The sequence below is a fragment of the Anaerolinea thermophila UNI-1 genome (assembly GCF_000199675.1).
GTDB classification, from domain to species: Bacteria; Chloroflexota; Anaerolineae; order Anaerolineales; family Anaerolineaceae; genus Anaerolinea; species Anaerolinea thermophila.
Genome location: NC_014960.1, coordinates 698,990 through 722,792, shown reverse-complemented (window position 1 = coordinate 722,792; position 23,803 = coordinate 698,990). Strand labels below are relative to the sequence as shown.

The following is a 23,803-nucleotide window of genomic DNA, read 5'->3' as shown; positions in this document are numbered from 1 at the left end:
GAATATGGGAAAAGTCATTCTGGACGTTCGAGAACTCTCAACAAAGTATGTCACCCGCTTTGGGGAAAGTGTGTATGCCGTTGACCGTGTTTCCTTAAAGGTGGAAGAAGGGAAATCCCTGGGAATTGCGGGCGAGTCGGGGTGTGGAAAATCCACTCTTGCCTTGAGTTTGATGGGCTACTACTTTGCTCCTCTGCACTACATCAGCGGAGATATTATCATTGACGGGGTCAACATCTCCAAAATGCATCCCGATGAGGTGCGGCGGAAAATCCTGGGCAAAGAAATTGCCTACATCCCTCAGGCAGCCATGAATGCGCTCAACCCTACGCTGAAAATCATTAACTTCATTGAAGACGTCATTCACGCGCACGACCCGAAAGTCCCCAAGAAACAAATCTACGAGATGGCGCGTCAGCGCTTTGAGGAACTGGGGTTGCCCGCCGAGGTGCTTCAAAAGTATCCGGTGGAACTGTCCGGCGGGATGAAACAGCGTACAGTCATCGCCACTTCGGTCATTCTTTCGCCAAAAGTCCTGATTGCTGACGAGCCTTCTTCAGCACTGGACGTGACCTCGCAGAAAATGGTCATCAAGATGCTCAGGGACATGATGGAGAGAGGGCTGGTCAAAGCCATGATCTTCATCACCCATGAGTTGCCCCTGCTTTACAACGTCACCGATGATATCATGGTCATGTACGCCGGGCAAATTGTGGAGCAAGGCACGGCTCAGCAGGTAGTGTTTGACCCGCTCCACCCCTATTCCAAAGGCTTGATGGGCTCCATCATTGTGCCGGAAAGCGGCGTGAGGGATGTCAAGTTGACTGCCATTCCGGGCGCCCCGCCAAACCTGAAGCGCCCGCCGCAGGGTTGTCGTTTTGCCGACCGATGCAAATACGTTCAGGCAGAGTGCCGGGTTCAATCCATTTACATGCGCGAGGCTGCCAACAATCGGGCTTACCGCTGTATTTATCCTGAGGAACAACTGAGAAAGGTGTACGAAAATGAAGGGTGAAGTTGTCTTGCAAGGGGTAAACCTGACCAAAGTATTCGGTTGGGGGAAAACAAAGACCGTTGCAGTAGACCATGTGAACTTTGAAATCCGCGAAGGGGAAGTTTGCTCTATCGTGGGCGAATCGGGAAGCGGCAAAACCACGCTGGCAAAAATGCTTCTGGGGTTGCTCAACCCCACCGAAGGGGAAATTTATTTCCAGGGGAAAAAGCGAGACATCAGCACCCAGCGGAAGAAACGCGAGTACTGGAAGAGTATTCAGGCAATCTTCCAGGATCCTTACTCAGCCTATAACATCTTTAACAAGATTGACACCCTTCTGCTGGACTGTATTCGCATGCGGGGAGATTTCTGGCTGCCGCGCGAAAAGAAAATTGAACTGATGAGTGAGGCGTGCAGTTTCGTCAACCTCGAATACAAAGAACTCACCAACAAGTACCCCTTCGAACTCTCCGGCGGGCAAATGCAACGTTTGATGATTGCCCGCATCTTCCTGCTCAAGCCCAAGATCCTGATTGCCGACGAACCCACCTCGATGATTGACGCCTGCTCGCGCGCCACAATCCTGGACATGCTGATGAAACTGCGCGACGAAGTGGGCATGACCATCGTCTTCATCACCCACGACATCGGTCTGGCATACTACGTTTCGGATAACGTCTTCATCATGGAGCGCGGCAAGATTGTCGAATCCGGCTCTGCCGAGCAGGTCATTCTTACACCGCACCATCCCTACACCAAACGCCTGATCAGCGACGTACCCAAGATTCATGAAGCCTGGGATCTTTCTACCGTGACGTACTCAGGGCTTTAAGAGAATGATCCATTGACAACAATGCCCTCTCGTCCTGCAGGCCAGAGAGGGCGTTGTTGTTTTTATCCTGGTTTTACTGCTAGCGCACGCGGCGCTTCCATTCTTCCTTTAACTGTAACATTCGTGGGCTTTCCCCCACCCCAAGGGAAAGGAAATCCATTACCAGGCGGTTGAATTTGCTGCTTTCATCCAGAATGGGGAAATGTCCCGACTGGTCGAAGACAATTCCATGGGTTTGGAACGGCAACCCCAGAAAAACTTCATCGGAAGGGGCAGGGACAACAGGGTCTTTTTCCCCATAGACCAGCAGGCAGGCGCAGGTGAGCTTTTGACTGGCTTCGCGGGCTTCCAGAGTTGTCAATCCCTCCAGGGAATCCTGGATGGCGCGCGGATCGGTTTTGGCGGCTTCCACCCGCACCGGTTCGGTGGTTGAGTTACGCTCCAGCAGCCAATCCACCAGTTCCTCCGGAGATTGCGAACGCAGGCGCGGGTGTAAACGTGTCTCATCCAGTGGATAAGCCACCGCAAGGACTCGATCCACCACTTCAGGATAGCGCAGGGCAAACATCACCGCGACGGTTGCCCCCAGCCCATGTCCGATGAGCGCCACCCGCCCTATCCCCATTTGATCCATGAACCCCCGGAGCAGATTGACCTGCCCATCCAGACCATAGCGTTCAGGCACTTTGGCGCTGTCACCAAAGCCCCAGAAATCCAGGGCATAGGCGCGGTAGGCAATAGATGCCGCCTGCATGGTGGGAATCCAGTAGCGCCAGGAACCAATCCAGCCATGCAGGAAGATGACCGGACGTCCCCGTCCCAATACCTCGTAATGCACCATCTGCCCATCCAGCAGGATTGCACTCATGGCACGTCCTACCCCTTACCGGCGAATTTTGCCAGCAGTTCCGCCACCCGTTGCGTCAAGTCCATGGGAGCAAACGGCTTGAGCAAGTACTCCGAAGCCCCCACGCTGAGACCGGTTTGGATCTCCGATTCCTGCCCTTTGGCAGAGAGAAACACCACAGGAATATGAGCGATAGAGGGGTCAGCCTTCATGGCGGCGCAGGCTTCATAGCCTGTCATGCGCGGCATGCGCACATCCATGAGGATCAAATCGGGCTTTTCGGCACGCGCCGCTTCAACGGCTTCTTCTCCATTGCCCACAGCAATGACTTCATGCCCGGCAAATCCCAGGGTAAATTTCACCAGATCACGAATATCGGGTTCGTCTTCGGCAATCAGAATTTTCGCCATTCCTTCGCCTCACTCCACAGGATTGAGCGGTAAAGTGAAAGAGAATGTACTGCCTTCTCCACGAATACCACTGCTCTTGAACCAAATGCGTCCGTTGTGCATGGTGACAATCGTCTTTGCCACCGCCAGGCCCAGACCGGTCCCTGCGGTCTTCAACACCAGGGGGTCTTCGCCGCGGTAAAAGCGTTCAAAGATGCGCTCCTGGTCTTCGATACTGATGCCAATGCCATCGTCCTGCACATCCACCTGCACCTCGCCATCATTGCGGAAGATGCGTACCCAGACATGTCCGTTTTCGGGTGTATAGTTGTACCCATTAACCACCAGATTTGTTATCACCTGACGGATGCGTTCTTCGTCGCCACGTACAGTGGGAAGGTTTTCCTCAACCTCCAGCGAGAAGTTCATCGGCTTTTCTTCTTCCTGCGAACGACGGCTGACGTACTCCATGACTTCTTCTGCCAGCAGGCGCAGGTTCAAATCGGTCATATTGAGGGTGATCTTCCCCGACTCGATGCGAGAAAGATCCAACAGGTCATTAACTAAAACACCCAGACGCTCGGTGTTGTTCTTAACAATCTCAAGGAAATGACGCTGTTGCGGGGTCAGTTCACCAGTAGCCCCCAGGAGCATGATTTCCACATAGCCCTTGATAGAGGTCATCGGCGTACGCAGTTCATGGCTGACATTCGCAACAAACTCGGACTTCATGCGATCCACCTGCACCTCATGGGTGATATCGCGGAAAATACTGACGGTGCCCAGGAACTGAGAACGCCAGAACACCGGCGCCAGATGGACGGCAATCACCTTGCCGTTGTCCAGGTCAAACTGGTCGGCGAAGAACTCCCCGCCGTAGGATTTGGGCTCTTTTGACCAGTTGCGAATGGTACGCACCCAGTTCGCCCCACTCCGTCCAAACAAGCCGGAGAACTGCTCCAGCGACCGGCCTATCACTTCCTGCGCCCGCAGATCCAGGATGCGCTCGGCAGAAGCGTTGAAGAGGGTAATCTTGCCCTCGCCATCGGTGACGAGCACCCCATCGGCAATGGCTTCCAGCAGAGCGCGGGAGCGGCTGGCTTCGATTTGCTGTTCGCGCAGCATCTTCCCCAAATGTTCCGATTGATCGCGAATCAGGTTGAAGAGTTCAGCATTGTTAATCGCAATGCCAATTTGCCGCGCTGTGGCTTCTGCCAGCGGGATTTGGTTTTCATGGAAGTAGTTCACCTCTCGATGGAGTAACAGGAGAGCCCCTAGCACTTCCTCACCCATGATAATGGGCACCGCCAGCACACTGCGATAGGTAGGCGTTTCTTCCGCAGGAATCTGCCAGCGCGAGTCTGCCAGCACGTCGGAGAGGAGCAGGGCTTTGCGATTCTTGGCTACCAGCATGGTAATTTCCCGCTCCAAAGCCACCTTGCGTCCGGCGCTCTCCCAGGTAGCCACCAGATTTTCTCCGGCGCGGAAGGACTTGCCATTGCTCTGCAACATGAAAGCCAGACTTTCGTTTGAGCCCAGCGAATCGTTGATGACCCCCAGCGCGCGGTTGAGCACCAGATCCATATCCAGGCTGGTAGAGAGTTCGCTGATGACCCGCAAGAGAGTCTGCGAATTCTGGTGTTCGCGGCGCAGTTCGCTGGTGCGTTCTTCCACCCGTTTCTCAAGGAATTCGGTAAGACTACGGGTTTCCTCAAAGAGACGGGCGTTCTGGATGGCAATAGCCGCCTGATTCGCCACGGTACGCGCCAGTTCGATTTCTGCCACCGCAAAGCGATAGGTTTCCCGCTTTTGCAGGAGAATCCAGCCATGCAGGGTATTGGCGGCAATCAACGGCACGATGAGCAGGGACTGAATACCACGCTTCTTAAAGTAATCGTCATACCAGCCCCCCAGGTAGGCTTCTTCCGCCAGATGATCGGAGTTGAAGATGCCCTGAGTGTCCTTCAGGTGACGGAGTAGAGGCACGTCTCTGAGAACCACCGGCAAAGACACTCCCGGCTGAACAGGTTCTTCCAATTCGAGAGAAGTTTCCCCATCGGGGGAAACCAGCACAAAAGCCACAACGTCGGCACGAAGGGCTTCGCGCAGGTGTTCTCCCGTCGCCCGCAGGATGTAGGGGATATCCAGCGACTGTCCCAGTTCTCCAGAGAGACGATTGAGCAATGCCAGGCGCTGAGAGCGCTGATCCAACTCGGCGGCACGCCGTACCGATTCCTCGAAGAGGCGGGCGTTTTCCAGCGCCACGGCTGCCTGCCCGGCAAATGTGGTTGCCACCTGGAGATACTCATCCGTGTAGAAGCCCACTTCTTTCTTCTCGCAGGCAATCAACCCGATAACCTCACCTTTGACGATCAACGGGATGCCCAGCCAGGAAAGCCGATCTGGCGGCACCAGTGAGGGGAAGCGCACATCGGAACGCACATCTTTGACCGCAATCGGCGCGCCGGTTTGAATCATCTCGCGGAAGAGTAAACTGTCTTCCACTGCGGCTGAGATGCCTAACCGGCTCTGGTCATCTTCAAAGCCACGCGCCGAGAAGACAGTGAGCAGGTTGCCTTCCCGCAGCCAGAGGGTGGCGGTATCGTAAGGCACCACCCTGCCCAGCAAATCGAGCAACTGCGAAACCAGTTCCTCGCGTTGCAGGCTGGAAGTCAAACGGCTGGAAGTCTGCGTCAGGTTTTGCAGTTGGGTGGCACGCATTTCCACCGTCTGATACAAACGGGCATTCTCCAGCGCCAACCCTGCCTGCTGGGTAAAGGAATACGCCAGAGCCTCATCATCCTCATGGAAGGCATCGGGCTGTTCAAAATTTTCCAGCACCAGCACACCGCTGACTTTATCAGCCAGGCGTAAGGGCAACATCATGCAGGAGATGGGCAAACGCCCTCGGGTGGCTTGTCGATAATTCAACAGGTCTTCGGGAGAGAGGTGATACTGGGTGGGGAAATCCACTTCGGCTACACGCACAGGCTCGCCAGTACGCAAAACGCGCAACATCAGCAGGCGCGGGGTATCACCCAGCAGACCGGTTGTGCTCACCAGACTATAGGTAGTCTTCAACGCCGCCTCATTATCCACATACCCGGAAGCCACCTGTGGGGTAATGACGGCTCGTTCAGCATCGAACAAGCCCACCCAGCCCGCCTGGGCTTGTGGCAGAACTTCGCGCACGCTTTCCACCAGCGAACGGAAGATTTCCTCAGGTTTGAGGGTGCTGAGTTTGAGGCTAAAGTCCAGCAGGTAGTTGACTTCTTCCAGGCGGCGGCGGGTCTCTTCCAGCAATTGCAGGTTTTGCAAACCGGTACTCACCTGGCGGGCTAATTGCTCAAAAATGCGCCGATCCTCTTCCGAGAAAGCCCCCAGAGTGCGGCGTCCAACGACCAGCACACCATAGCGTTTGCCGCTTCTGCCCGGCAGGTACAAACCCACAAAACTTTTGGCTTCCAACCCGTTGAGCAGTGCGCTCTGATGCCAGTCGGGACTAGCGTCAAGGCTGGCAACCAGCAAAGCGTTGCCCTGCTCCGCACCCGTCTGAAGCAAATGGCGAAGCGGATTACGCTGACCAAACAGGGCTTCAACATTACAGCCTTCCGGGACAGCGCCCAACACTTCAATCAAGCGTACGCCAGAGGGGGTACGTTCGGCAATCAGCGCCACCTGTAACGCAAAACGGGTGAGCAATCCCTGCGCCAGCGTACGCAGAACCGCAAAGGCATCATCCTGAGCATTGGCTTGCGCAGCAATTTCCAGCGAGGCGCGGATGCGCTCAATCCGGCGGTTGAGGTCCTGCAGTTCCAGGGTGTGATCCAGATCGCGGCGTAACAGCACCGGCATGTTCAGGCGCGCCGCTTCCGCCGCCCGGGTCAAGCGCTCGCGCTCACCTTCCAGTTCACTCAGGCGGTCTTCCAACATGGAAACCCGGCGGTGGCTCTCAATCATTAAACCGGCTTGGACGCCAAAGATTTCCAAAGCCTCAAAGGTAGGACGGTCAGGACGCCGCCCATCAGAAGGCATATCCACACTGATTAAGCCCAAAGGATTGCCCGCTGAGTCGTACAACGGGACAAGCAGGAAATCTTCGGGATTCCAGGCATCTTTTCCCACATCCGTGGTAGGTTGCTCAAACTCCAGCACATGAACATCAGCGGGGATGGACGGCGAGCGATCCGCCGGAATGAAATACACATTGCCCACGCGGAACTCGGGGCGCAGGAGAGAACGCAAACTTTCCCAGGGTTGAACGTGTGATTTCAGTTCTTCCCACTGCTCCAGGGTCAATCCGGTGGCGCATACCCGTCTCAGCGTGCCATCCGAAGGCTCATACACGCTGATCACATTCACCTGAAACGGTGTAGCCTGTCGAATGGCACCGCCAATGGCTACCAGAGACTCTTCCAGAGGCAAGTCAGGTCGCAGGAAGCGGGAGACCTCCAGCAATTCCGCCAGAGTATCCAGTTCACGTTTGAGCAAGGCACTGCGGCGGCTCTCATCCTCAAATTGCACGGCATTGCGCAACGCTACAGCCGCCTGCACGGCTAAGGATTGCGCCATTTCCAGCGCATTTTCGTCAAACTGACCAGGGCGCAAACCGTGCAGGGAAATTACCCCTCCGAGTACCTGACGGATGAGAATGGGCACTGCCAACCCGGATCGCACACCTGCATGGGGTGGCGTGATGCCTTCCCGCTCAAAATCCTCTTCACGCACACCCTGTAAAGTTTCCAGCGCGCGCAGTTCCAGAGCGGTCAATTCCCCGCTGTGGGCATCGCCATACACCCTGCGGACAACCGGCAGTCCTTCTTCTGGTTGCTTGGGATCAAAGAAAAGAATTGAACCACAATCGGCGCCGGTAATCCGAACCGCTTCGCTGTGAATCACCTTCAGAGTAGTATCCAGGTCCAGCGAGTTGCTTAATTCCCGACTGATGCGGGTGATGGAGATCAGTTGCTCCACCCGGCGGCGCAAACTCTCATCGGTTTGCTCGCGCAGGAAAATCTGCTCCACGGCACCCGCTAACTGTCCTGCAGCCGTAGCCACCAACTGAACATCCAGGGCATCAAACGCATCTTCGCCAGAATTGCCAAACCACAATTCACCCACCCCCAAACCGCGTACCACTAAAGGCACCGCCAGCACCGAGCGCACCTTCCACAAATTGAGCAGATGGCGGTAGAAGGGAATAATGGGCACTTCATCGCTAATCAATCCCACCCGCAGGACTTCCTGAGACTCGGTGATGGTGAAGGGGAATTGGGCATCGTCCACCTGTAAGCGTGTGGCGCGCTCAGGGATTTCCACGGGAGGACCAAAGAAAGAAGCACGGTGTAAACTGAGCATTGTACGGGCTTGATCCATCAGGAAGACCGCCCCTACTTCTGCCCGCAGTAAACGCGCCAGTTCCTGAACCGAAAATTGCAGAATTTCATCCAGATTGGCGGCGGAACTGGTCAGACTGACGATCTGACGCAGGGCTTCTGCCCGCTGAGCGCGCTGGCGGGACTGCTGCACCAGCAGGGCATTCTCGATAATCGAAGCCACCTGATTGGCAACAATCATCAGCAGGTTCAATTCCGACTGAGTGAAAGAGCCGCCCTCAACACGGTTAGAGACCTGCAAATACCCCAGCATGCGTCCGCCCGACTGCAGAGGCACCAGCACTGTCTCATGTAAACTGGCAGCCTGGGCAACAAACGCCAGCCCCAGGTTTTCCCAAAGGGTATCCGCACTGGCATCTTCGCTGAGCAAAACATCCTGCTCGAGCAGGGCATTTTCCAGCGGGCTGTTGATACCCACATTGACACGGTACAGTTCCACAATCTGATCGGGCAACCCGTAGAAAGGCACCTGCGCTTCCAGAATGCGCTGGGCTTCATGGTAAAGCAGGAACCCCGCCACATGGACTCTGATGAGTTGAGCCACATTTTCCACCAGCCGCGCAAACAGGCTCTTGGGATCGCGCATCGAACCAAATGCCTGGGTGAGTTGCGACAAACGGCTCAACTCGCTGCTGCGTTTCTTTTCTTCACGGAAAAGCAAGGCATTGCGAATGGCAAGCGCCGCTTGCTCGCCGAGCAGACGAATCAGTCCCAGATCCTCTTCGCGAAATGCTCCCACCACCCGCGAGCCCAGTTCCAGCGTGCCGACAAACTCACCCTCTGCCATGAGCGGCAAACCGAGGAACGAGCGCATTCCAGGCATTCGCCCTTCGGCGGGACGTACATCCATGCGCCGTGACACATCCGAAACCAGCAACGGGGAACGTTCCTGGAATAAATACCCCGTGTACCCCTCGCCGGGTGTGCCGACCACAGGATCCTGTTCCAGGCGCCGTTCACTGCTGGAAACCCAGTTCAATTGAAAGAACACAAAGCGACGAATCTCACTATCCCAAACCCCAATTTCCAGATAATCGGCAGGGACGATTTTCTCCACCCCCTCCAGCACAGCAGTGAGGGTTTTCTCCAAATCGAGGCTGGCTGCCATGGCACGGGTGAGTTCGGTAAAGGTTTGCAGGGTCTGGGAAGAAAGCCCCTGATCACCTCCCTCGGTCAACCCGGTGAGTTCGGGGAAACGCAGGGAAACCAGCACCAGTTTTTCCTGCTGAAAAGTCAGCGCATAGGAAGAACCTTCGGCAAAACGCCCATTCAAAACAAAACGCGCCCGTCCCTGTCCGGCGCATAACATCATGAACGCATCCACTGGGCGGGCATGGCGCACCAAACGCTCCAAATCGGGAGTCTCGTCTTCCCGCAGTTGAAAAACTTCGCGGGCGCGGGCGTTCAGCGAACGCACCCGTCCGCCGGCTTCAATGACCAGTACGGCTTCATCGCCATTCCCAGCAGGGCTTTTCAACAAGTCCCCTTCAGGCATGGGACGCATTTTTGGCGCCGTTTGCGCCAGCAGGCGCACCACGCCAAAGAAGACCAATCCTGTAATGATGAAAATCAGCCCCAGATCGAGTGCGTTCACGTCAACCGTCAAATCAACAATAAAGATTTAACGCTCATTGGCGGCATCTTTGCGCCGTTCTTCTGCCGCCAGTTCGGTGATTTCCCGAATATCGGCAAAGTAGTGGGTAGCAGGCGAAACCACCCCCACCGCCAGCGTCATCAACGGAGTGGGTTCGATTTTCCCTTCTTCATCTGGAGCGAGAATGTAGCCCTGCTGGCGATCCATGAAGTTGTAGTGGGTGAGAACTTCTTCCTTGAAGCGTTCCTTGGCGCGCTGTTTGATGGCTTCGGCGCGGTCTTCTGCTGTAATGATGATAAAGTTATCACCGCCGGCATGTCCAACAAAATCGTTTTGCGTGCCCAGTTCATCCACCACTTCGCCCAGCAACATGGAAGTAAAGCGCAGAACATCGCCGCCCGCAATAAAGCCGTAGACATTCTTGAACGGCTCAAAGTAATTGATGCGCACATCCAGGAATGCCCACCCGCGCGGCTGGCGAATGACCTGGCGCAGTTGATCCTCAATCATTCGCCCTGCAGGCAAGCCGGTCTGCGGGTCGGTCAGGCTCTCGCGCTCCGAACGGGAAATGGCATTCTGAACACGCAAGCGCAGTTCATCGATGTCAAAGGGCTTGGTAATGTAATCGTCCGCTCCCAATTCCAACCCCTGCAAACGGTCACTGCGTTCATCCTTTTGAGTCAGGAAGATCACCGGAATATGGCTGGTGCGGGTGGTCGTGCGCAGTTGACGGCAAACCTCGTACCCATTGATATCCGGGAGCATGATGTCCAGCACGATTAAGTGGGGCATGTTCTGGCGGGTCTTTTCCAGCGCATCGCTGCCGCGCAGGGCAGTTTCCACATCATAGCCCTGGCTGCTGAAGTAGATCTTCAACATGTTGGAGATATCCACATCATCTTCTACGATCAAAAGACGGGCTTTACCCATGCGAGCCTCCCTTTGAAACAGGCATGACAATCTCTCAGTGCGGATGTACTTTGGGCACCACCTGTATTGTATTATAAGACAGGGATATAGAAAACCATTTTATACCCACCAAATCGTTTTTGTTAGCCGTTTGTAAATAAACGCTTGCGCTTCCAGCGAATATACGGCGCCACCAGGCGGCGAAGATAATACTTGAAGACAATCGGGGCAAACCACCCACCACCCAGGCGGCGGTGCACCCGCAACATCTCAGGCCAGCAACGATCATCGGCGGAGATGGTTTTAGCATCCGAATGCAGGCGAAAATTTGCCCACACCTGCCCGGGGATGTACACCAGCGGCGCCAGCGCCGCCAGCCGCACCCACAAGTCGTAATCCATGGCAAAGTAAAACGTCGGATCAAGCGGACCTACCTGCCGCCAGTACGAGGCGCGCCAAAACGCGGCTTGTTGGGGAATATGCACGTACCCCTGACGCAGACGGCGATAATCGGTCTGGGCGGCGGGGAAACGCCCAATCACCCTGCCGTTTTCGTCGATATAATGAGCATCCCCGTACACCATAGCGGCTTCGGGATGTTTTTCCAGCGCCTCCACTGCGGCGCGCACCGCTCCCGGCTGATAGGTGTCATCGGAGTTGAGCCATGCCAGAATCTCGCCATGGGCATGAGCAAACCCTTTATTGATGGCATCGGTCTGCCCGCGGTCAGGTTCCGAAACCCACCAGGCAAGGCGGTCAGCATAACGCCGGATGACATCCACACTGCCATCGGTCGAGCCGCCGTCCACCACAATATACTCGATATGAGGGTAATCCTGGTGAAGCACCGAAAGCATGGTTTCTTCCAGAAACCGCGCCTGATTGAACGAAGGCGTCACAATGGTTACCAGCGTCATTTGACCTCCCTTACCGCACAATTTCGAGGTGTTCCAGACCATAATACCGCTCGGCGCAGGTGCTTACCCAGTTGCCTCCGGCGTTCCAGTCCTCCAGCCCCATGACTACATCGGTTTCCTTCACCGTCACCGTGCGCTCCCCCTGCGCGAGGGCTTGAGTAATATGGGCATAGCGCTCATCCCAGCGCTGGGCACGCAGGCTTAACCCCTGATATTCTGCCTGCAGGTTCAACACCCCACGCATGGGGTACAACGCTCCCAGCAACAGCGCCCCGATCGCCAGCCAGCGCCATATCCCCGGAACAGATGGAGAGGAACGCATCATTCCTGCCAGCATCCAGGCAATCGTCATGAAGGTAAAAATGAAGATAAAGCGTGCAGGCATCAAGGCGCGGCCGGTAGGGTATTGCAATCCAGCGTACACGCTGGGCGCCATGCTGGAAAGCAAGAATAATGCGCCAATCGCCAGAGATAAGCCAATCCCCGCCAAACCTTTTTTGTAGGGAATGCGCTCTCCCGACTGCAGAATGGTCAGCCCCCACACCGTCAAAGCCAGTACTCCCAGCGGGATTGGCATTCCGCGCAGCGAATATACCACGAAGTCCACCACATACCGCAGGGTAAACGTCACCAATGCCCAGAGGCTGGGAGGCGGCGGGAGCTGTGCCTGCCGCCAGGCATTGGACGGCGAAAGGAGCATCACCCCCAGCGCTAGCAACGCACCCGCCAGCGCAGAGAGCCAGCCAATCCAGAACGATTTTGTTATAGAGGCGCTCTTGTACCAGACTCCCAGTCCCAGCAGAACCAGGAAAGTCACCTGCAAAGCGCCGGTGGTTTCCGAAAGCCCTCCGATAAAGAACGTCCACAGTCCAAGGAGAAGGTACAGATGCCTGCGCCAGCCCTGCAAGGCCGATTGGCGAGACGCGCGCAACAGCGTCCAACCTGTCAAAGCCATGAGGGGTAAAGGCAGGGTATAGTGAAGCGTGCCCATTCGCCAGTAGAGCGTCTGCAAGCGGTCGGGGGCAAGGAACACGCTGTAAAACACCAGCATTAGTGCCAGGAGCAAAACACCGCGGCGGGAAAAATTTACCCGGAAAAGTCCCAGCAGTTCCTGTAGGAACACATAGCCGCTAATCACCCAGAGCAAGAGCACCGCCGCAGGCAAGAAGCGCACGCCATTCAGTCCCAGCGGCTCGAGCAAAGCCACCAGCGCAAAGGCAGAAAAGCGGTTGCCCGAAAGGGTGTACCATTCCAGCAAGCCCTGCCACAGCCCCGACTGACGCGCAACCAGCCCATAGCAGTAGTCATCTGCCCAGTAGCGCGCATACGTGCCCAGATAACCCAGAAATGCCAGCGCCATGATAAACGTTCCCACCGCCAGCCACTGCACAGCGCGGGGTGCATCATATCCCCTTCGACGGCTCAATTGTGGATCCATTAATTCCCTCGCTTTGTGCGCAAATCAACAATCAGATAACCATCACCCTGGCGAAAGAGCGGATATTGCGCCAGAAATTGCTGTAATTCCTGCTGGCGCTGAAACTCGTCCATCAAGGTAATGACAAAAAAGTCCTTGCCGCGGGTTTGTTCCTGCAATAACGCCTGAACATCCACATTCTGACCGGCGCGGCGGCGCAAGTCCACTTCTGCCTGCGTCCACCAGTTGGCGGGAGTGATCCAGCCCCAGTACGTCAGACGCGCGCCGTAATCGGGAAGCAAGCCAATCACGCGGGCATCATCACCCATCTGCCCGGCAAGCATTTGCCAGAAAGCCGGTTCGGCGCGGTAGTCTGCTTTTTTAAGGATAGTACGGGACTCGTAAAGCATCCAGCCTGCCGTTGCAATCAACACCAGCGCCGCCCCCGCGCGCCACCATCGGCGCGGCCCAGGCAAATGTTCCAGGAACACCTGCATCAGCCCAGCCACTCCCAACGCCAGGAAAGGCACAAGCGGGAGACTGTAATAATCATGGGTGGAAATGTGGTGCGAGAGCGCCAATCCCAGCGCCAGGTATCCCAGCCAGACGCCCCAAGCAACGGCTCGCAGAGGCACGGGCAAAACCATCGTCCCCAGCAGGGCAAATACCAGCCAGGGCAAGCCAAAGGTTTGGACGAGCAAACTTGCCCAGCGCAGGTAAAAGACGGGGTCAAGCCAGTACTGCGGGAAGAAGCGCAAACTCATCTGCTGTTGCAGATACCCCGCCACAAACCAGCCGTAGAGGGAATACGCCAGCAAGGGCAGAGATGCCAGCACACCCACTCCCAGCAACTGCATCCAGGTACGGCGGGAGAAACGTTTCCTCTCCGCCCAGAGCAACACCGCCAGTGGAAAGAACAGCAAAAAGCCCCCGGTGGCTTTGACCAGCAGAGTCAACCCGCTCAACACCCCTGCGGCAAGTGCCCAGCGCCATGAGTCCGTCTGCCGCCAGCCCGCCAGCGCCCAAAGCGACCAGAGAATCAGCGCGGTCATCAGCGAATCGGGTTGGAACGAACGGCTAGCAATCACCCCATACGGGAAGAAGAGCATCAAACCCAGCCCCACCCCCGCCACCGGCACAGAAAGCCAACGGCGCATGAGCAAAAAACCACCCAGCGCGCCCAGCACCCAGAAACTGAGGGAGTACAACCTGCCCACGAAAGGCACTTCCCGCCCCAGCAGGCGATACGTCTGCACCACCAGCATTTCCAGAATTGGCGGTTCGACGATGCCCTCAGCCTGGGCTTGCAGGCGGGCGCGTTCTTTCTGCCAGGCGGGCACATTGGGCGCCTCGGGCAGGTACATACCCCGCGCGAGGATGAGCGAATGCAGTTGACGGGTGGGATGAAAATCCAGCGGCGGGTCATCCACATCGTACAGGCGAATCACCAGTCCCAGCGCAAGCAATGCCAGGACGAAAAGCACCTCACCTGTACGGCGATTCCAGAACCGTGAAAAGCCTCTATGCTTTTCCATCATTTTCGTTCAGTCCTGCCTCTCACAGCGATACACCTGCAACCCGCCAACCACCTGCCACAAATGCAAAGTCTGAGGCGCACACAGGCTTTCATCCAAGCCACGCTCTGCCAGCACGCTCTGCGGGGTTTGCTCCTCAGAAGGACGCACCACCACAAAAATGCTCTCAGGGGAGTTCATGCGTTTACGCTCAAACGTTTCCCGCCCTGCCCCCGCTTCCATGAGGTAAAACCACAATGGCGCATCATCGGGTGTGCCTGCGGCGGCGAAAAACTGCGTTGACCCTTCTTTGACCAGCAAATCCGCTACCTGCTGAACCTCTCCAGCGTGAAGCGAAAAAGCGCGCAGGGAAGATACCGAAAGAACCACCAGAAGCACTACGGCTCCCGCCCCTTCAAAACGGGAGAGCCAGAGCAGACGCTGACGCAGGAATGCCCACAACTGCCACAAGCCCACTGCGCCGCCCAGCACCCACAACGGGATGAGATACGTCCACAGGCGCGCCATGGGGTTGCCCCGCTGGATGAGCCACACCCCAAACGCGCCGATGACAGCCATGAGCAGGGGAGAAAAACGCTCCCGGCTGAAACGGGAATGAAGAAGCATAGCCATCAGCGCTCCCGCTGAAATGCCCCAGCCTGCCCAGGCAGGCAGTCCCAGCGTCCATTCATCGGCGGTTTCCCGCAAACGCATCAGCGCGGTCGGAAAGAGCGCTCCCCACTCCAGCGGCTGGACAAAACCATTGCCCGCCAGCGAACGCCATCCCGTACCCCACAGGACAACGGGAAGATACACCAGCACAACCAGCAGTCCCACGCCTAACGTCACCCCCAAAAAGGGAAGTGCAACTTTTTTCATCCAGCGGGCAAAAGAGCGATTTTCTCCGTCCCACAGGGTCATAGCCAGCCAGAGCATCACCCCGGCAAAGGGATACACCATGAAAGGGACTGTCCAGAAGCCCAGCCCCGCCACAATTGCCACAAGCGCCCAGAGAGAAACTGACGGACGATGCGCCAGAACTTGCGCCAGCAGGAAAAGCGCCAGCGTAAAGAAGGTATAGAGGCTGTAACCGCGCGCATTGGTAGCATAGAGGGCTTGCACCGGCAGTCCTGCCAGCAGAGTCGCCGCCAGCAATCCCGCGCGGGGGGAATAGAGGCGCGCACCCAGCAGTGCCAGCGCAGGGATGCACAACGCCGCGGCAAGGAACGCCGGCAGGCGCACCGTCCAGGGGTGCGCTCCCAGCCATGCCGTCACAAGATGCACCAGCAGGGTATGAAAAATGTGGTTGTTGGGAAGATGATAGTCCGAAATCACTGCCAGCAACGGGCGCGAGGCAAACGCCACGTAGGTGTAGGCTTCATCATGCACCATCGGACGCGAGAGCAAAGGCAGGCGCGCCAGCATCCCGCTCAGGGTGACGAACAGTAAAAACCACCGTTCACCGCGCGAGAAAGGCACAAGCGAAAAAACACTGCGCAGTTCCTGCCCCACAGCGTTTCCGCGGAGTGTCATCGTTATAACCTCATGCGTCTGCGCCGCGCGCGCAGGTACAGACGCTTCAACCCTTCAACGTTGACCAGCAGACGGGCATAGGCAAAGAGAATGCGCCGCCACTCCACCAGCGCGGTGGGCGCATGGGTGAGCAGACTGCGGGTGTAGGCGCTCGCCGCAGGACGAATCAGCCCGGCATCCAGCAGATAGCGGGCATTGAGGCGGTGCGCTCCCGCACGGATGGGCTTTTCCAGACGGCGAAAACGCTCCGACAGGACAGGTTCCTGCGCCATCCACTCCACCAGGCGGTAGGCTTCCTGCCCAAAACGCGCCGCCTGCGCCACATTCTTCGCCAGCGGATGAAAACGGGCGCAAGCCAGCCGCTGACGCAAATACACCATCGGCGCTACCTGCGCACAGCGCAACCAGAGATGGTGATCGAGTAGATAATGATAGGACAAATCCAGTAAGCCGGCTTGTTCCAGCACCTGGCGGCGCACGAACACCCCCGGCTGGCTGATGATGCGAAACTGCATTAACTCTTCCAGCCCCCAATCCCCAAAGGTCATCACATGGATGGGATTGCCCTCGCCGTCAATCGAGACCACGTCTCCAAACACCATCCCTGCCTGCGGATGGCGCTCAAAGATTTCCACCGCCGCCCGAACAGCGCCGGGCAGGTACAGGTCATCGGAATTGAGCCATGCCACAATCTCCCCATGGGCGCGGGCAAAGCCCTTGTTGATGGCATCCGCCTGCCCGCGGTCAGGTTCAGACACCCACCCCGCCAGCCGACGAGCATAGCGTTGAATGATTTTGACACTGCCATCGGTAGAACCGCCATCCATGACGAAGTACTCGATAGCAGGATAATCCTGCTCCAGCACCGAGCGCAGGGTCTGCTCCAGGTATGGCGCTTGATTGAAGGACGGGGTGACAATCGAAACCAGCGGGGGCATGGGGAAAACGTCCTAGAAGAGAGTCTCGTAACCCACTTTAGGGAAGACAGTCAATTTGCCCCCCACGGTAGCATCCAGCACCCGCCGACCATCCCGCTCGAAGGCTTCGCGCGCCATACGGTAAGCCCGCTCCGAGGTTTCCAGGTCGGGCAACTGCCAGCGGAAGCCTTTGCCAAAGTACGCGGGAGAGAAATGGTTGGGGTCATCGCCCTGCGAGACCACGGTGGTGTTGGGTTTGCCCTGAGTGGCAAAGTTGTGATCCACGCCAATCAAAATGACTTCCGAAAAGCCCAGGTAATACGCCGTCTGCAGAGCCGTGTAGGTCACGGTTGCGCCTTCCCAGAGCCGGCCGCGCAGGTCGGTAGCAAATTTAGGACCGGTGTAGGTCGTCCACAGGAAGTACAGGTCGGGTTCAGGGGTTAACCAGCGGCGCGCCCGCCACGAGACAAAGCGCGGCAATTTGAGGGCTTGAATCTCGGCGGCGCACTGCTCGATGACCAGGTCGTTGACGGAAAGGTAATACGTGGTCTGAAAACCCAATTCGGGGAACATGAGATAAATGCGGTTCATCCCCAGGGTGTACTCCCCACGCAGTTTGCTCATGTCGGTATGGCGCAAACTGGGGCCATTGCCAATGATGAAACAGCGCTCGCCCTTATGGCGGTTGTGCAAAGCCTCAAGGCGCTCCATGGTATCGCGCCGCCAGGGATGGAGCATTGCCGCAGGCATCTGACGGGCGCGGTCAAAGGCGTCCAGCGTCTCGCCAATAGCGCGGCGCACCGGGACAGGGATGGCTTTTTTCAGCGAGTCCAGCATGGTTTTTTCCTCTTCACTCCGTACTGAGTCGGGCAGTTGCCCCGCCGTCCACCACCAGCGCCTGCCCGGTCATGAACGAGGACTGGGTGCTGTCGGCAAGGAAGTAAATACAGCGGGCAATTTCCTCAGGCTGGGCAACCCGTCCATTGACGGTCTTGCGCGCCAGATTTTCCAGGCGGTCCAGCACATCCGAACCGGTGAGACTGCCGCGCTGCATGCTCATCCTCAGCATGGGCGTATCCACCGCACCGGGCAGAATGGCGTTGACGCGGATGTTATCGGGAGCAAACTCAATCGCCATGGCGCGGGTCAGCGCCAGCAGTCCGCCCTTGCTGGCGGCATAGGAAGAGATGTTCGCCGAGGTGGCAATAGCATGCACCGACGAGACGTTAACGATTGCCCCGCCGCCGCCCGCCTTCAGCAAGGGATAGCCCAGTTTGGCGCCCAGAAAGACCGAGCGCAGGTTGGACGCCATGACCAGATCCCACTCTTCTGCGGTGGTTTCCAGCAGGGGTTTGGCAATCTGAATCGCCGCATTGTTGATGACCGCGTCCAGCGTATGCGTAAACGCTGCTGCCTGGTCGTAAATGCCGCGCAGGGCTTCAGGGTCGGCAATATCCGCCTGGATGAACAAGCCATTTTGGGGAAAATCTTCCCCAAAGGGACGGCGGTCCACGCCAATCACCACCCAGCCGGCTTCGGCAAACACCTTGACGGTTGCCCGCCCAATACCGCCCGCCGCGCCGGTGATGAGCATATAACGGGGTTCATGAGTCTTCTCGAAGGACATACAACCTCTCCCAGTTCACAGCCGTTGAATTTTTTCGGAAATACATCCAGTGACCGTTCAGTTTGACCTTTTCATAGTCCGTCAAATAACGCTCACCAATATCATACGTGCTTTCCAGCAGTTCTACCACCACATCGGGCTGTAAAATGCCGATGGAATACTCATAATCGAATTTAATATGCCCCGGACGCAGAATTTGCCAGTCGGCATCGGGCGGCACCTGAATGGGAGCGCGGGCAATGTACGGGTCGGCTTTGCCCAGCAGGTCAATGCAGGTGCGGTGGGCGAAGTAGCAGATATTTCCCGCCGTCACCATTGCCACCTTTGCCTCAGGAGTGGTGACTTCACGAATGAGCAATCCATCTCGGGCATAGCGCAGACTGCCGGGAACGTAAATGGAACGCTCGTAGAGCAGGAAAAAGCGCAATGCGCCTTTTTCGGGATTGCGCAGGTTGGTTAACAACCAGCCGTTGTTGACCAGACGGTTCATCATCAGCAGGGAAGCCAGGGCAAACGCCGCCAGCCCCACCCCGGCCAATGCGCTGACACCAACCTTGAGCGAAGAAAAACGACTCTGCACCCACCGGCGAATCCCGTCCATCCAGTGCCAGGCAGTCAGGGCAAAGAGCAGGAAAAATGCAGGCATGCCTGGGGCAATGAAACGGTTGGCGCCGCCGCGGTGCTCCCAGGCATCCCCGCCCACATAAATGCTGTAGGCGCAGTGCGCCAGAAAGACCAGTGCCAGCAACAACACCTTTCGATCACGGCGGAAAAACGGCAGGGACAGAGGGAAAAGCACCAGCGGGAAGAACATGCCCAACGTAAAATGATAGAAAGCCACCAATCCGCGGCGAATACGCGCCCATGCGGGTAGCCCTTCCATTTTCAGCACGTAGGTATTCGGCACCCATTCGCCGTAATACCAGCACCGCCAGAGGGTTTGCCCCCCCATGAACAGGAGGAACATTCCCGTACCCCAAAGCAAATGGGCACGGCGGTTGCGTGAATCAAACCAGAGCAAAAAGCCCCACACCGTCAGGAAGCCCACCGCCGCATCCGGGCGCACGAGGGTAAGCAGTCCCATCCACAGGTACAACTCCGGACGGAAACGCCCATCGTTCAGGATTTCCAGCGCCAGCCAGACCGAGACACTCACCCCCAGCAGGATAACGCTGACCTCCGTGCCGATCAGCGACCAGTTGGTCAGGGGATAGTAGAAAGCCGTCATCCCCACCCCCAGCACCATCACCCAGAGATTGCCGGGAGCAAGCCGCTCGGCAATGCGCCGCACCACAAAGAGATTGGCAATCACCAGCGCCAGCCCGGTGAGTTGGATGGGAAGCGCCATCCAGTTTTCGGGAATGGGGAAGAGATGAAAGAGCGCCATGTACAGTACCCACAACAGGTTGGTGAACCCTTCCACCCGTTCGCCGCCGGGATTCCATACCAGCCCATAGCCCTGCGCCAGATTGCGGGCATACGTCATCGAGATGGTAGCGTCGTCAAAAAGCAGGAAGTAGGGCTTTCCATCAATCTCCACCACCATCTTGAGCAGGAACACCACGCCATAGGCAAGGTATGCCAGCACAATCAGGAAAAACAGAGATTCGGAAAGACGCTTTTTCATTTATCTCAGGACTGCATCCACTGCGCAAGGTCTTCGTGAGGAATGCCCAAGCCATCCAGCAGGTTGCGGATGGTGTTCCAGTGTACCCGCTCCCACGCCGCCGGGCTGGAGTTGGAATTGTGCGCCGCCAGCAAAACATTCTCCATGCGCCGCAAGGGGGAATCCTCCGGCAGGGGTTCAATCTCGAAGACATCCAGTGCCGCCCCAGCGATGCGCTTTTCTTCCAGCGCGCGGATGAGCGCCGGCTCATCTACCAGCGGACCGCGCGCGGTGTTAATCAGCACGGCAGTGGGCTTCATATGCGCCAGCGTTTCGGCATTGATGAGATGATAACTGGTGGGATTCAAGTCGGCATTGAGACTGACAAAGTCACTGCGCTCCAGCAAATCATGCAGAGAGGTCATCTCCACACCATTTTCGAGGATAAAATCCGGCGCAATCGGCACAATGTCATTGCCCAGAATCTTCATGCCAAAGGCACGCGCGCGGCGGATGACCGCCTTGCCAATATTTCCCACCCCAACAACACCCAGGGTACGCTCGCTGAGGGAATAGCCGGGCAGTTTCGCCCATACCCCGCTTTTGACCGCCCGATCCATCCAGGGGATTTGGCGGGCAAACGCCAGAATGTAGCCCATCACGCTGTCGGAGACGGGCAGGGTAAAGGCGTTGGGGGTATTGCGCACCTGCACGCCCAAACGTTGAGCCGCCTGGTGGTCAATCGAGTCAATCCCCGTGCCCCATTTGGAGATGACCTTCAGGCGCGGCAGACAGCGTTCAATGACGCGGGCGGTGAAGCGGTCATCGCCGCAAATTGCGCCGTCAAATTGTCCGGCGTATTCCAGCAGTTCCGCTTCTTCCAGGCGTTCGCGCACCGGCGGGACAATTATTTCCAGACCATAATGGGCAAACACCGGTCGGAAACGGTCCACCACCGGAATCATGTAGGGAGCAGAGAGCAATACGGTCGGCATGGTCACCTCATCCTTGTTGATTTTTTGCCTGTCTGCCAAGTAAAAGGAATTCCACCATCTGGAAGGTGCTTTCTTCGTCAATATCCCAGGCTTCTTCCTGGGAAATTTCAAACATGTAGGGGCGCTCGCCAAGGCGGTTGCGGCGCTGTTCCAGCGTTTGGCGGGTGAAGAGATAGACGCAGGAATTTTCCATGTACACCGGCGGCAAGTCCTGCGTGCGCAACAGGATGGCAGGGTTGTGATTGATCGGACGGGTCAGTTGATCCCACAAGCGCACCTGCAAGCGGGTCACGCCAAAGAGTGAGTCATACGCCGGGTACACTCCGCGCAGAGTCTGAATGGCGCGGGAGAGGGTCTCTGCGCGCAAGAGCGGGTTGGTGCTGTGGGTTTGCAGGTAGAGATCCGCAGGCACCAGCGAGGTATCGTGCATGAGAATTTCATTCATGGGAATACCGCCATCCCGCAAGTGGACAGGGCGCTCAATGGCACGCACCTGCGGATAATCGCGTGCCAGTCCTTCCAGAATCACCGGGCTGTCGGTATCAATCACCACTTCGGAAATCTCCGGGACTGCCAGCAGGGTATCCAGAATGTGGCGGTACAGGGGTTTGCCCGCCAGCGGGCGGTAGTTCTTGCCCGGCACGCGCTCGGAATGATGCCGCATGGGCACCAATGCCACGACCCGATTCAATGCTGTCGTCATGCTCATCCCTCCAGGACAAAGGGGGTATCGTGCAAAATCCCGTTGACGATGACCTGCAACACCGCCGACTGGTGCGGGTCAAAAGCTTGCGGCGGCAGGTCTTTCACCCGCACGTAGCCGTTCCATACGCCGTCTTCTTCCAGAAATTCATCAAACGGCAGAGAAACCCTGTACAGTTGGTAATAGAGGAAGCGGCGGGCATTCTGGCGGAATTCCGGCGGGACTTCAATAGTCTCGGTTTCGAGGAAGGCTTCCATTTGCCGAAGGTATTCCTCCGCCGAAGCGGGGAAAAAGACGGTGGGAATCTGGGTAAAGCGCGCCCGTCCGGCGCACAGCACCGGCGCGCCCATCAGTGAAGCCTCCAAACCGATGGTTGAATTGTACAGTGCAACAAACTTGCCGCGCTGAATTAACTCATACGAACTGATGTACTCGTGCGAATCGACAAAATGCACGTTGGGCAGTTGCTTCACCCCGCGCGAGTCCACCCACTGCGCCACGCTCTCCCGCGAGGCTTTGCCCGGACGGGATTCATCCGGATGTGCCCGAATCACAAAGAGCGTCTCCGGGTGCCTGCGGATGACTTCCAGTATCTGATCCAGCCACTCAAACATATTGGAAAATAAAACATTGGAATGGGGCTGGCTGGTATCAAAAATGACGTTGGTGAAGACCGGCACCATCTGGCGGAAACGGGCAATCTTTTCCAGCATGTCGGCTTCCAAACCGCGCATGTGAGGCCAGAAGCGCACCCCCGCCATGGTAAAGTTGCCCTGCAGGCGCTGTTCCAGATAGGCATCCAGACGCTGTTCCTGTTCGGGGGTAAGGGTGAAATCTGCCGGGATGTCGATGGGGTAAGCAGTAGCATCGCCAGTGGTGAAGAAAGCCGTGAAAGGACGCAAGCCTACCTCGTGGGAGATGACCCGCAAGCCGCGCTGACGGGCAACCCAGCGAGCGGTTGCCTCCGGGTAAAACATACCATTGAACACCACCACTGCCTGCGGCTGAACTTCGTCCAGCAGGGCACGGAATGCCCGCGCCACCCGATACGCTGAGAGGATGTACTCGCGGTACAGGAAACGGGTAGGATCATCGTCGTAGAGATGGTGACGGCGCAACGCCCAACGCAGTCCCGGCAGGCACAGCGCGCCGAGAGGAAGGTCCTGCCATTCAAAGGACATCAACTCTGGCAAATTCAACCCGGACAGGGAGCGCTCCAGCGCGTCATCCCGTTCAGGCAGGAACCAGCGCGCATTACTATACGCATACATGGCTCGTGATTGCGCAATGCACTCCGCACAGGGGGGCAGAGCCGCCGGGTCATCGGGTTTTGTCCCCAGCACACAGCGGCTCATCCCGCCCTGACAGACGAAATGCACCACCGGCACGCCCGCCATTTGAAGCGCCCAGGCGGTCACCCGCTGAAACCCCGCGTTCAGGCTCATCCCCTGCAGGCGGGTTGAAGCGTTGAACAACACCACTGGCGCCGTACCATCCGCACGCGGAGACGCACGGCGCACCGCCTCATCCAGCGCGGCAAGGCGCAGGTTTGCCTGCCCATGCACCCAGCGGCGGCGCAAACCGTGTTCGATGCGTTTCACCAGACGTTTCAA

At 57.2% G+C, this 23,803-nt stretch carries 17 protein-coding genes; 2 read left to right on the top strand and 15 right to left on the bottom strand.

The annotated features are described in order from the left end of the window. Positions 1-4 precede the first annotated feature (4 nt). Entirely contained in the window at positions 5-1,015 is a 1,011-nt protein-coding gene (locus ANT_RS03315) for an ABC transporter ATP-binding protein (RefSeq protein ID WP_013559093.1), read from the top strand. Beyond that, positions 1,005-1,826 (top strand): ABC transporter ATP-binding protein, encoded by an 822-nt coding sequence (locus ANT_RS03310; protein WP_013559092.1) that lies wholly within the window; start codon positions 1,005-1,007, stop codon positions 1,824-1,826. Before ANT_RS03315 ends, ANT_RS03310 begins: the two co-directional genes overlap by 11 nt. A gap of 79 nt (positions 1,827-1,905) precedes the next feature. Here ANT_RS03310 and ANT_RS03305 read toward each other — a convergent pair whose 3' ends face one another. The 15 genes from ANT_RS03305 to ANT_RS03235 all read right to left on the bottom strand — a co-directional run bounded on the left by ANT_RS03305 (position 1,906) and on the right by ANT_RS03235 (position 23,803). Further along, positions 1,906-2,694 (bottom strand): alpha/beta fold hydrolase, encoded by a 789-nt coding sequence (locus ANT_RS03305; RefSeq protein WP_013559091.1) that lies wholly within the window; start codon positions 2,692-2,694, stop codon positions 1,906-1,908. 8 nt (positions 2,695-2,702) lie between these two features. Continuing rightward, positions 2,703-3,083, bottom strand: a complete 381-nt coding sequence (locus ANT_RS03300; protein WP_013559090.1) for a response regulator transcription factor — start codon at positions 3,081-3,083, stop codon at positions 2,703-2,705. A gap of 9 nt (positions 3,084-3,092) precedes the next feature. Beyond that, the gene (locus ANT_RS03295; protein WP_013559089.1) at positions 3,093-10,052 is read right to left on the bottom strand and encodes a GAF domain-containing protein; all 6,960 of its coding nucleotides are present in this window, start codon (positions 10,050-10,052) and stop codon (positions 3,093-3,095) included. A 27-nt stretch (positions 10,053-10,079) separates the two neighbouring features. Further along, entirely contained in the window at positions 10,080-10,982 is a 903-nt protein-coding gene (locus tag ANT_RS03290) for a GGDEF domain-containing response regulator (RefSeq protein ID WP_013559088.1), read from the bottom strand. A gap of 122 nt (positions 10,983-11,104) precedes the next feature. Then, complete coding sequence (locus ANT_RS03285; RefSeq protein WP_013559087.1) at positions 11,105-11,878, bottom strand: glycosyltransferase family 2 protein; 774 nt, start codon at positions 11,876-11,878, stop codon at positions 11,105-11,107. Between the two features lie 10 nt (positions 11,879-11,888). After that, the gene (locus ANT_RS03280; RefSeq protein WP_013559086.1) at positions 11,889-13,316 is read right to left on the bottom strand and encodes a DUF6056 family protein; all 1,428 of its coding nucleotides are present in this window, start codon (positions 13,314-13,316) and stop codon (positions 11,889-11,891) included. Continuing rightward, positions 13,316-14,833 carry an ArnT family glycosyltransferase gene (locus tag ANT_RS03275; protein ID WP_013559085.1) on the bottom strand — a complete coding sequence of 506 codons (1,518 nt, stop codon included), beginning with the start codon at positions 14,831-14,833 and terminating at the stop codon, positions 13,316-13,318. The genes ANT_RS03280 and ANT_RS03275 overlap by 1 nt, the downstream gene beginning before the upstream one ends. Positions 14,834-14,839: 6 nt before the next feature. Beyond that, positions 14,840-16,342, bottom strand: coding sequence for a glycosyltransferase family 39 protein (locus tag ANT_RS03270; protein WP_013559084.1), 1,503 nt, complete (start codon positions 16,340-16,342; stop codon positions 14,840-14,842). A 2-nt stretch (positions 16,343-16,344) separates the two neighbouring features. Further along, positions 16,345-17,280 (bottom strand): glycosyltransferase family 2 protein, encoded by a 936-nt coding sequence (locus ANT_RS03265; protein WP_013559083.1) that lies wholly within the window; start codon positions 17,278-17,280, stop codon positions 16,345-16,347. A gap of 12 nt (positions 17,281-17,292) precedes the next feature. Further along, positions 17,293-18,096, bottom strand: coding sequence for a 6-hydroxymethylpterin diphosphokinase MptE-like protein (locus tag ANT_RS03260; protein WP_013559082.1), 804 nt, complete (start codon positions 18,094-18,096; stop codon positions 17,293-17,295). 13 nt (positions 18,097-18,109) lie between these two features. Next, positions 18,110-18,886 (bottom strand): SDR family NAD(P)-dependent oxidoreductase, encoded by a 777-nt coding sequence (locus ANT_RS03255; RefSeq protein ID WP_013559081.1) that lies wholly within the window; start codon positions 18,884-18,886, stop codon positions 18,110-18,112. After that, on the bottom strand, positions 18,864-20,513 hold the full coding sequence (locus ANT_RS03250; protein WP_013559080.1) for a DUF8728 domain-containing protein: 1,650 nt from the start codon (positions 20,511-20,513) through the stop codon (positions 18,864-18,866). Before ANT_RS03250 ends, ANT_RS03255 begins: the two co-directional genes overlap by 23 nt. A gap of 5 nt (positions 20,514-20,518) precedes the next feature. Next, positions 20,519-21,487 carry a phosphoglycerate dehydrogenase gene (locus ANT_RS03245; protein WP_013559079.1) on the bottom strand — a complete coding sequence of 323 codons (969 nt, stop codon included), beginning with the start codon at positions 21,485-21,487 and terminating at the stop codon, positions 20,519-20,521. Between the two features lie 7 nt (positions 21,488-21,494). Then, positions 21,495-22,190, bottom strand: a complete 696-nt coding sequence (locus ANT_RS03240) for an acylneuraminate cytidylyltransferase family protein (protein WP_013559078.1) — start codon at positions 22,188-22,190, stop codon at positions 21,495-21,497. Between the two features lie 2 nt (positions 22,191-22,192). After that, entirely contained in the window at positions 22,193-23,803 is a 1,611-nt protein-coding gene (locus tag ANT_RS03235) for a capsular polysaccharide export protein, LipB/KpsS family (RefSeq protein ID WP_013559077.1), read from the bottom strand.

What these genes read in the sequence shown, in the direction of transcription:
- ANT_RS03280 (WP_013559086.1), bottom strand. Translation starts at nt 13,316, where the DNA reads ATGGATCCACAATTGAGCCGTCGAAGGGGATATGATGCACCCCGCGCT.
- ANT_RS03255 (WP_013559081.1), bottom strand. Translation starts at nt 18,886, where the DNA reads ATGTCCTTCGAGAAGACTCATGAACCCCGTTATATGCTCATCACCGGC.
- ANT_RS03310 (WP_013559092.1), top strand. Translation starts at nt 1,005, where the DNA reads ATGAAGGGTGAAGTTGTCTTGCAAGGGGTAAACCTGACCAAAGTATTC.
- ANT_RS03250 (WP_013559080.1), bottom strand. Translation starts at nt 20,513, where the DNA reads ATGAAAAAGCGTCTTTCCGAATCTCTGTTTTTCCTGATTGTGCTGGCA.
- ANT_RS03300 (WP_013559090.1), bottom strand. Translation starts at nt 3,083, where the DNA reads ATGGCGAAAATTCTGATTGCCGAAGACGAACCCGATATTCGTGATCTG.
- ANT_RS03275 (WP_013559085.1), bottom strand. Translation starts at nt 14,833, where the DNA reads ATGATGGAAAAGCATAGAGGCTTTTCACGGTTCTGGAATCGCCGTACA.
- ANT_RS03270 (WP_013559084.1), bottom strand. Translation starts at nt 16,342, where the DNA reads ATGACACTCCGCGGAAACGCTGTGGGGCAGGAACTGCGCAGTGTTTTT.
- ANT_RS03305 (WP_013559091.1), bottom strand. Translation starts at nt 2,694, where the DNA reads ATGAGTGCAATCCTGCTGGATGGGCAGATGGTGCATTACGAGGTATTG.
- ANT_RS03315 (WP_013559093.1), top strand. Translation starts at nt 5, where the DNA reads ATGGGAAAAGTCATTCTGGACGTTCGAGAACTCTCAACAAAGTATGTC.
- ANT_RS03265 (WP_013559083.1), bottom strand. Translation starts at nt 17,280, where the DNA reads ATGCCCCCGCTGGTTTCGATTGTCACCCCGTCCTTCAATCAAGCGCCA.
- ANT_RS03245 (WP_013559079.1), bottom strand. Translation starts at nt 21,487, where the DNA reads ATGCCGACCGTATTGCTCTCTGCTCCCTACATGATTCCGGTGGTGGAC.
- ANT_RS03240 (WP_013559078.1), bottom strand. Translation starts at nt 22,190, where the DNA reads ATGACGACAGCATTGAATCGGGTCGTGGCATTGGTGCCCATGCGGCAT.
- ANT_RS03290 (WP_013559088.1), bottom strand. Translation starts at nt 10,982, where the DNA reads ATGGGTAAAGCCCGTCTTTTGATCGTAGAAGATGATGTGGATATCTCC.
- ANT_RS03260 (WP_013559082.1), bottom strand. Translation starts at nt 18,096, where the DNA reads ATGCTGGACTCGCTGAAAAAAGCCATCCCTGTCCCGGTGCGCCGCGCT.
- ANT_RS03285 (WP_013559087.1), bottom strand. Translation starts at nt 11,878, where the DNA reads ATGACGCTGGTAACCATTGTGACGCCTTCGTTCAATCAGGCGCGGTTT.